Genomic DNA, 7,393 nt, shown 5'->3' with positions numbered 1-7,393 from the left:
GTGCGAGCGAATCAATGTCACAGGGCGACCGCGAGCGGCCGGGCCGAGCCTGCGAGGTGCGGACATGAGCGAGCGTGCGAGCGAATCAATGTCACAGGGCGACCGCGAGCGGCCGGGCCGAGCCTGCGAGGTGCGGACATGAGCGAGCGTGCGAGCGAATCAATGTCACAGGGCGACCGCGAGCGGCCGGGCCGAGCCTGCGAGGTGCGGTCATGAGCGGGTCCAGCCGTTTGATGGATACCCAGTCCGGGACCGGGCTGAGCCAGGAGTTCCTGGTGCCCCCGGCGATGCTCGACGCGGTCAGCCCCAGCGGCGACCGCGGCGGCATGATGCTCGGCTCGGGCCTGCAGGGCGAGCCGCTGACCATCTCGGCGCTGCGCCCGGCGCCGACCAGGATCGTGCTGGTCGGCGGGCTGTACATGGCGCGCCAGGTGGCATTGCGGGCGATGGCGGTCGGTGCCTGGGTGGTCGTCGCCACCGGCCGGCCCGCCGCCTGGCAGGTGCTGCAGAAGGCCGCCGGCAACGGCCCGGACGGGCGTCCGGCGCCGCTCGTGCAGATCCGCAGGCTCAGCCCGGTGGAGCTCCCCCGGCCGTCCGAGGACGGGCCGCTGCTCGTCGTGCACGACGGCGGGCCGACGCCGCAGGAGCTGTTCCCGCCGCGGTCGCCGTGGCAGACCACGGTGTACGTGCTGCCTTACATGCACCCGCAGGCCGGCGCCACGGCCAACGCCGCCGACCTGGTGCTGCTGCAGCGCCTGCCGGTGGGCCAGGCGCAGCTTGCCGCGCGCATCTGGCGGCTGCCGCCGCCGATGGTGCACCAGCTGACCACGCTGGCCGACGACCAGGTCGTCGCGCTGGGCCGGAACCTGTGGAAGCCGCTGCGGCTGGTCACCACCGGTAAGGAGCAGGCGATCCTGGGCCCGGTGCGGCGCGGCGACTGAGGGCGGAAGACCCGTTTCGGGACGCGGCAAACAGCCGCTTCTGTTGACCTTGATGGTTCAACTTCTTCCCAGGGGAGCCAAACTGTTGACGATGCCCGACTTTTGTCGGGTGCGTCCCATGCCCTGCGCGGACGATCATTGACACCGTTCGCCATGCGAACGGAAGTTTCCCCACACTCCGCCGGTGCCTTCGAGGGCTGGTACCGGCGGCGTCCCTGCATGAGGAGAAGCATGGAACAGTCACGTGGCAGGTCGGGCGTGCGAATCACGGGACTCGTGATAGCCGCGGCGACCGCCGCCGGGCTCGCCGTGGTCGCGGCCGGGCCGGCGAGCGCGGCCGAGGGCCAGGTGCTCGGCGCCGACTCGGCGACCGCGGTCGAGGGCAGCTACATCGTCAAGTTCAAGGACGGCGCGGCGGCGCGGGCCGCCACCACCGCGGCCGAGTACGGCGGCACCGTCACCCAGACCTACTCCGCCGCCTTGCACGGCTTCGCGGCGTCGATGAGCGAGCAGGCCGCGAAGCGTCTGGCCGCCGACCCGGCGGTCGAGTTCGTGCAGCAGAACCAGACCATGACGCTGGTCGCCGACCAGCCGAACCCGCCGTCGTGGGGCCTGGACCGCGTCGACCAGCGCGATCTGCCGCTGGACAACAACTACGCCTACGCCACGACCGCGAGCAACGTGCACGCGTACGTCATCGACACCGGCATCGAGACCACCCACCCCGAGTTCGGCGACCGCGCCTCGTCCGGCTACGACGCGGTCGACGGGGACAACGACGCCACCGACTGCCACGGCCACGGCACGCACGTCGCCGGCACCATCGGCGGCGCGAACTACGGCCTGGCCAAGGAGGTCTCGCTGGTCGCGGTGCGGGTGCTGAGCTGCTCGGGCTCCGGCACCACCGCGCAGGTCGTCGCCGGCATCGACTGGGTGACCGCCAACGCCGCCAAGCCCGCGGTGGCCAACATGAGCCTCGGCGGCGGCGCGGACGCGGCCATCGACTCGGCCGTGCAGGCGTCGATCGCCTCCGGCGTCACCTACGCGATCGCCTCCGGCAACTCCAGCGCCGACGCGTGCGGCTTCTCCCCGGCCCGGGTGCCCGAGGCCATCACCGTCAACGCGACCGACAGCGCGGACGCGCGTGCCTACTTCTCCAACTTCGGCACCTGCACCGACATCTTCGCTCCCGGCGTGGACATCACCTCGAGCTGGCTGTCCGGCGGCACCAACACGATCAGCGGCACCTCGATGGCCACCCCGCACGTCGCCGGCGCGGCGGCGCTGTACCTGGCCGACCACCCGAGCGCGGCCCCGGCCGAGGTGGCCACCGCGCTGACCGGCAACGCCACCCCGAACAAGGTGACCGACCCGGGCACCGGCTCGCCGAACGTGCTGCTTTACACCGGCACCGGTGGCGGCGACCCCGACCCCGAGCCGGGCAACTGCGACGCGGTGGCCAACGCGACCCGCGTCGCGATCCCGGACGCCGGCCCCGCGGTGACCAGCGCGACCGCGATCTCCGGCTGCGAGGGTGCGGCCTCGACCGCGTCCACCGTGGCCGTGGACATCACCCACACCTACCGCGGTGACCTGGTGATCGACCTGATCGCGCCGGACGGCTCCGCGTACCGGCTGAAGGACGCCGGCTGGGACAGCGGGGACAACGTCAACGAGACCTACCCGGTGAACCTCGGCTCCGAGGCCGCCAACGGCACGTGGACGCTGTCGGTGCAGGACGTCTACTCAGCCGACACCGGCACCCTGAACGGCTGGACGCTCGACCTGTGACCCGACCCTTCTGACCCGACCGCTCTGCCGACGCCCCCGTCCCCCGGCGGGGGCGTCGTCCTGTGTTGGGCCCGCGGGGTGTGGCGGGACGCGGCAGGTGGGCGAATCCGCTGGGCCACATGGGCCAACTTGTTCCCAAGGCTTATGCAAAACGTTCATAAGTCGCGGAGCGAACGCGGTCGACTCTCTTGCGTCACGGCGATCTCACGACAAATGTGGAAAGCGTTCGCTTGCGAACAACCCACTCATTTCTCCATCCACAGTCGACCCCATCGAGGGCTGGGGTCGGGCTGTGCCCTGCAAAGGAGACAAGCAATGGGAGAGTCACGGGTCATCTCGAAGAGACGTGTCCTCGGGGCCTCGCTCGCCGCGGCGTCGGCCGCCGTGCTGAGCGTGAGCTTCGGGGCCACGGCGGCCCAGGCCGCCGAGGGCCAGGTCCTGTACGCCGGCTCGGCGGACGCGATCAAGGGCAGCTACATCGTCGTGTTCAAGGACTCGGTGGTGTCCGCGCAGAGTGTCGACGACCAGGTCACGAACGCGGCCGAGAAGTACGGCAGCAAGGTCGACTACACCTACACGGCCGCGTTGCGCGGCTTCGCCGGTTCGATGAGTGAGCAGGCCGCGCGCCAGCTCGCCGCCGACCCGAACGTGGCCTACGTGCAGCAGAACCGGACCGTGCGGATGACGACGGACCAGCTGAACCCGCCGTCGTGGGGCCTGGACCGGGTCGACCAGCGCAACCTGCCGCTCGACAGCAAGTACTCGTACTCGACCACCGCGAGCAACGTCAAGGCGTACGTGATCGACACGGGTATCCGCACCACCCACCAGAACTTCGGCGGCCGCGCGACGTGGGGCACCAACACCACCGGCGACGGCAACAACACCGACTGCAACGGGCACGGCACGCACGTAGCCGGCACGATCGGCGGCTCCAGCTACGGCCTGGCGAAGGCGGTCCAGCTGGTGGCGGTCAAGGTGCTCGACTGCTCCGGCTCCGGCTCCTTCGCCGGTGTCGCGGCCGGCATCGACTGGGTGACCCAGAACCACACCTCCGGCCCGGCCGTCGCCAACATGAGCCTCGGCGCCCAGGGTTCGGACACCGCGACCGAGAACGCGGTGCGCAACTCGATCGCCGACGGCGTCACCTACGGCATCGCGTCCGGCAACTCCAACGCCAACGCCTGCAACTTCACCCCGGCCAGGGTGACCGAGGCGATCACCGTGAACGCCTCCACCCGCACCGACGCGCGTGCCTCGTTCTCCGACTACGGCACGTGCACCGACATCTTCGCGCCCGGCCAGGACATCACCTCGTCGTGGAACACGAACGACTCCGCGTCCAACACCATCAGCGGCACCTCGATGGCCACCCCGCACGTGGTCGGCGCCGCGGCCCTGTACCTGGCCGCCAACCCGACCGCATCGCCGGCGACCGTGCAGTCCGCCATGAAGGCCGCGGCCACCCCCAACAAGATCACCAACCCGGGCACCGGCTCGCCGAACCTGCTGCTCTACACCGGGACCGGCGTCGTCGAGCCGCCCGGCCCCTGCCCCGCGGCGTCCAACGCGAACAACTTCACGATCAACGACAACTCGACGGTGAGCAGCCCGATCACGATCTCCGGCTGCACCGGCAACGCCAGCGGGTCGTCCACGGTCGAGGTGCACATCGTGCACACCTGGAGCGGTGACCTGGTCGTCGACCTCGTCGCGCCGGACGGCACGGTGTACAACCTGCGGAACCGCTCGGGAGGAAGCGCCGACAACGTCAACGAGACCTACTCCCGCAACCTCTCCAGCGAGGTCGCCAACGGCACCTGGAACCTCCGGGTTCGCGACGCGGCAACCTACGACACGGGCTACATCGACACCTGGACGCTCGACCTGTGACATAGCCCTGTGACACAGCCCTGTCACACAGGCCGCTGACCTACTGAGCGGCGTGTCCCTTCGGGGACGCGCCGCTCAGTGCTTCACGCGGACGTTGCGGGTGAGCTCGGCGCGGGCGGCCAGCTCGGCGTCCGGGGGGTAGTCCACGCCGGTCAGGGCCAGGCCGTGCGCGGGGGCCACGGTCACCTCGCTCGAGCGGCTCGCGGCGGTGAGCAGGGTGCTCGGCCACCCGACCGGCTTGCGGCCCTCCCCCACCGCCAGCAGCGCGCCGACGAGGCTGCGGACCATCGAGTGGCAGAACGCGTCCGCGGACACCGCCGCGGACAGGACGCCGTCGTCGGCCCGAGTCCAGGCGAGTCGCTGGAGCTCGCGGAGCGTCGTGGCGCCCTCGCGGCGCTTGCAGAACGCCACGAAGTCGTGCTCCCCCAGCAGTCCCGCGGCCGCCTCGTTCAGCGCGACCAGGTCCAGGGCGCGGGGCCAGGAGACGGTGTCGTTGCGCCGCAACGGATCCGCGGCCCACGGCCGGTCGCACACCCGGTAGACGTAGTGGCGGCGCAGGGCCGAGAACCGGGCGTCGAAGGCCGCCGGCGCGGGCCGGACGTCGAGGACGCGCACGTCGGCGGGCAGGGCGCGGGCCAGCCGCTCGCGGAAGCCATCGGGGACGCCCGCGAGGTCGCAGTGGGCCACCTGGCCGGAGGCGTGCACGCCGGCGTCGGTGCGGCCGGCGACCGTGAGCCGGACGTCCTGGCGAAGGACCATCGACATCGTGTCCTCCAGCACGCCGCAGACCGTGCGGCGGGAGGGCTGGCGGGCCCAGCCGGAGAAGTCCGCGCCGTCGTAGGCGATGTCCAGCCGGAAGCGGGCGAGCCCGCCATCCCCGGTGGGGATGACGGGCTCGCCGGAAGGAAAGCTCAGGACTCGTCCTCGTCCTGCTGCGACGGCGGCAGGCTGAAGCCGGCCATCTGCGCGTCTTCCTCGGTCTTGAACCACACCTCGGCGACGGTGCGGTCGTAGAAGGCACTGCCCGGCGTGTGGTACCGCATCGAGTCGGCGTTGCCCTTGATCGGGAAGCCCTCCGGCTCTGAGCCGTCCTCCAGCGCGGCGCGGCTGCCGGCGCCGTAGGGGTGCTCGTCGTCGGACGAGCTCTCCTCAACCTCGACCTCCGCGGCCGGCGTGGCCGCGTCGTCCACAGTGGACTCGTCGGTCTCGTCGGCGGCCGGGGCGTCGGCCTTCTTCTGGTCGGCGGCGAACTTGGTCTTGCGCGCCGCCTCGGCCTCGGCCGTGACCGTCTTCTCCTGGACCAGCTCGATGATCGCCATCGGGGCGTTGTCGCCCTTGCGCGGGAGCGTCTTCAGGATCCGGGTGTAGCCGCCGTCCCGATCGGTGAAGAACGGGCCGATCTCGGTGCACAGCCGGTGCACGATCTCCTTGTCCCGGATCACCTTCATGATCATCCGGCGGTTGTGCAGGTCGCCCCGCTTCGCCTTGGTGATCAGGCGCTCGGCGAACGGCCGCAGCTTCCTGGCCTTGGCCTGGGTGGTGGTGATCCGGCCGTGCTCGAACAGCGAGGTGGCGAGGTTCGCCAGCATCAGCCGTTCGTGGGCCGGGGAGCCGCCCAGGCGGGCGCCCTTGGTTGGCGTGGGCATTACAGCTGCTCCGTCTCCGCGTAGTCCTGGCCATCGTCATGCCCGCCGTCGCCGCCGGCATCGCCAACCGTGTCCGACCAGCCCTCGTTCGCGTAGTCCGAAGCGGCGGTGGTCGGGTCGAACCCGGGCGGGCTGTCCTTCAGCGCGAGACCGAGGCCGACGAGCTTCATCTTGACCTCGTCGATCGACTTCGCACCGAAGTTGCGGATGTCCAGCAGGTCGGCCTCGCTGCGCGAGACGAGCTCACCCACGGTGTGGATGCCCTCGCGCTTGAGGCAGTTGTACGAACGCACGGTGAGGTCGAGGTCCTCGATCGGCATCGCGTAGGCGGCGATGGTGTCCGCCTCCTGCGGCGACGGACCGATCTCGATCCCCTCGGCGTCCACGTTGAGCTCGCGGGCCAGGCCGAACAGCTCGACCAGCGTCTTGCCGGCCGACGCGACCGCGTCCCGCGGGGTGATCGACGGCTTGGTCTCGACGTCGAGGATCAGCCGGTCGAAGTCTGTGCGCTGCTCGACACGCGTGGCCTCGACCTTGTAGGTGACCCGCAGCACCGGCGAGTAGATGGAGTCGACCGGGATCCGGCCGATCTCGGCGCCCGCCTGCTTGTTCTGCACGGCCGGGACGTAGCCGCGACCGCGCTCGACCACGAGCTCGATCTCCAGCTTGCCCTTGCCGTTGAGGGTGGCGATGTGCAGGTCGGGATTGTGCACGGTGACGCCGGCGGGCGGCACGATGTCGCCCCCGGTGACGTCGCCGGGGCCCTGCTTGCGCAGGTACATGGTGACCGGCTCGTCCTCCTCGGAGCTCACGACGAGCTCCTTGAGGTTGAGGATGATGTCGGTGACGTCTTCCTTCACCCCCGGCACGGTGGTGAACTCGTGCAGGACACCGTCGATGCGGATGCTGGTGACCGACGCGCCCGGGATGGACGACAGCAGCGTGCGCCGCAGCGAGTTGCCAAGCGTGTAGCCGAAGCCGGGCTCCAGCGGCTCGATGGTGAACCGGGAGCGTGTCTCGTTGACCGGCTCCTCGCCGAGCGAGGGCCGCTGTGAAATCAGCACTTTCTTGTTCCTTTACCTCAGGGGCGACCGCTATTTGACGCCCACCGGGATGGACCGG

Annotated in this window: 5 protein-coding genes and 1 pseudogene; 3 read left to right on the top strand and 3 right to left on the bottom strand. The window is 70.6% G+C overall.

Annotated features, from left to right (window positions below):
• Nucleotides 1-212 precede the first annotated feature (212 nt).
• From GEV28_RS26950 to GEV28_RS26940, 3 genes are all read left to right on the top strand, one after another.
• Complete coding sequence (locus GEV28_RS26950) at nucleotides 213-941, top strand: hypothetical protein (RefSeq protein WP_291415019.1); 729 nt, start codon at nucleotides 213-215, stop codon at nucleotides 939-941.
• Between the two features lie 231 nt (nucleotides 942-1,172).
• The gene (locus GEV28_RS26945) at nucleotides 1,173-2,732 is read left to right on the top strand and encodes a S8 family peptidase (RefSeq protein WP_291415018.1); all 1,560 of its coding nucleotides are present in this window, start codon (nucleotides 1,173-1,175) and stop codon (nucleotides 2,730-2,732) included.
• 315 nt (nucleotides 2,733-3,047) lie between these two features.
• On the top strand, nucleotides 3,048-4,625 hold the full coding sequence (locus tag GEV28_RS26940) for a S8 family peptidase (protein WP_291415017.1): 1,578 nt from the start codon (nucleotides 3,048-3,050) through the stop codon (nucleotides 4,623-4,625).
• Between the two features lie 75 nt (nucleotides 4,626-4,700).
• Here GEV28_RS26940 and truA read toward each other — a convergent pair whose 3' ends face one another.
• The 3 genes and pseudogenes from truA to GEV28_RS26925 all read right to left on the bottom strand — a co-directional run bounded on the left by truA (nucleotide 4,701) and on the right by GEV28_RS26925 (nucleotide 7,335).
• Entirely contained in the window at nucleotides 4,701-5,477 is a 777-nt protein-coding gene (gene truA / locus GEV28_RS26935; protein ID WP_291415021.1) for a tRNA pseudouridine(38-40) synthase TruA, read from the bottom strand.
• A gap of 278 nt (nucleotides 5,478-5,755) precedes the next feature.
• Nucleotides 5,756-6,271, bottom strand: a pseudogene (gene rplQ, locus GEV28_RS26930) (50S ribosomal protein L17); the annotation flags it as partial.
• The gene (locus GEV28_RS26925) at nucleotides 6,271-7,335 is read right to left on the bottom strand and encodes a DNA-directed RNA polymerase subunit alpha (RefSeq protein ID WP_291415016.1); all 1,065 of its coding nucleotides are present in this window, start codon (nucleotides 7,333-7,335) and stop codon (nucleotides 6,271-6,273) included. The gene GEV28_RS26925 and the pseudogene rplQ, both read right to left, overlap by 1 nt.
• Nucleotides 7,336-7,393 lie beyond the last annotated feature (58 nt).

It is taken from the genome of Actinophytocola sp., assembly GCF_009379765.1.
In the GTDB taxonomy this organism is placed as follows: Bacteria; Actinomycetota; Actinomycetes; order Mycobacteriales; family Pseudonocardiaceae; genus Actinophytocola.
This window is presented reverse-complemented; position numbering and strand designations above follow the sequence as displayed.

What these genes read in the sequence shown, in the direction of transcription:
- GEV28_RS26950 (WP_291415019.1), top strand. Translation starts at nt 213, where the DNA reads ATGAGCGGGTCCAGCCGTTTGATGGATACCCAGTCCGGGACCGGGCTG.
- GEV28_RS26945 (WP_291415018.1), top strand. Translation starts at nt 1,173, where the DNA reads ATGGAACAGTCACGTGGCAGGTCGGGCGTGCGAATCACGGGACTCGTG.
- GEV28_RS26940 (WP_291415017.1), top strand. Translation starts at nt 3,048, where the DNA reads ATGGGAGAGTCACGGGTCATCTCGAAGAGACGTGTCCTCGGGGCCTCG.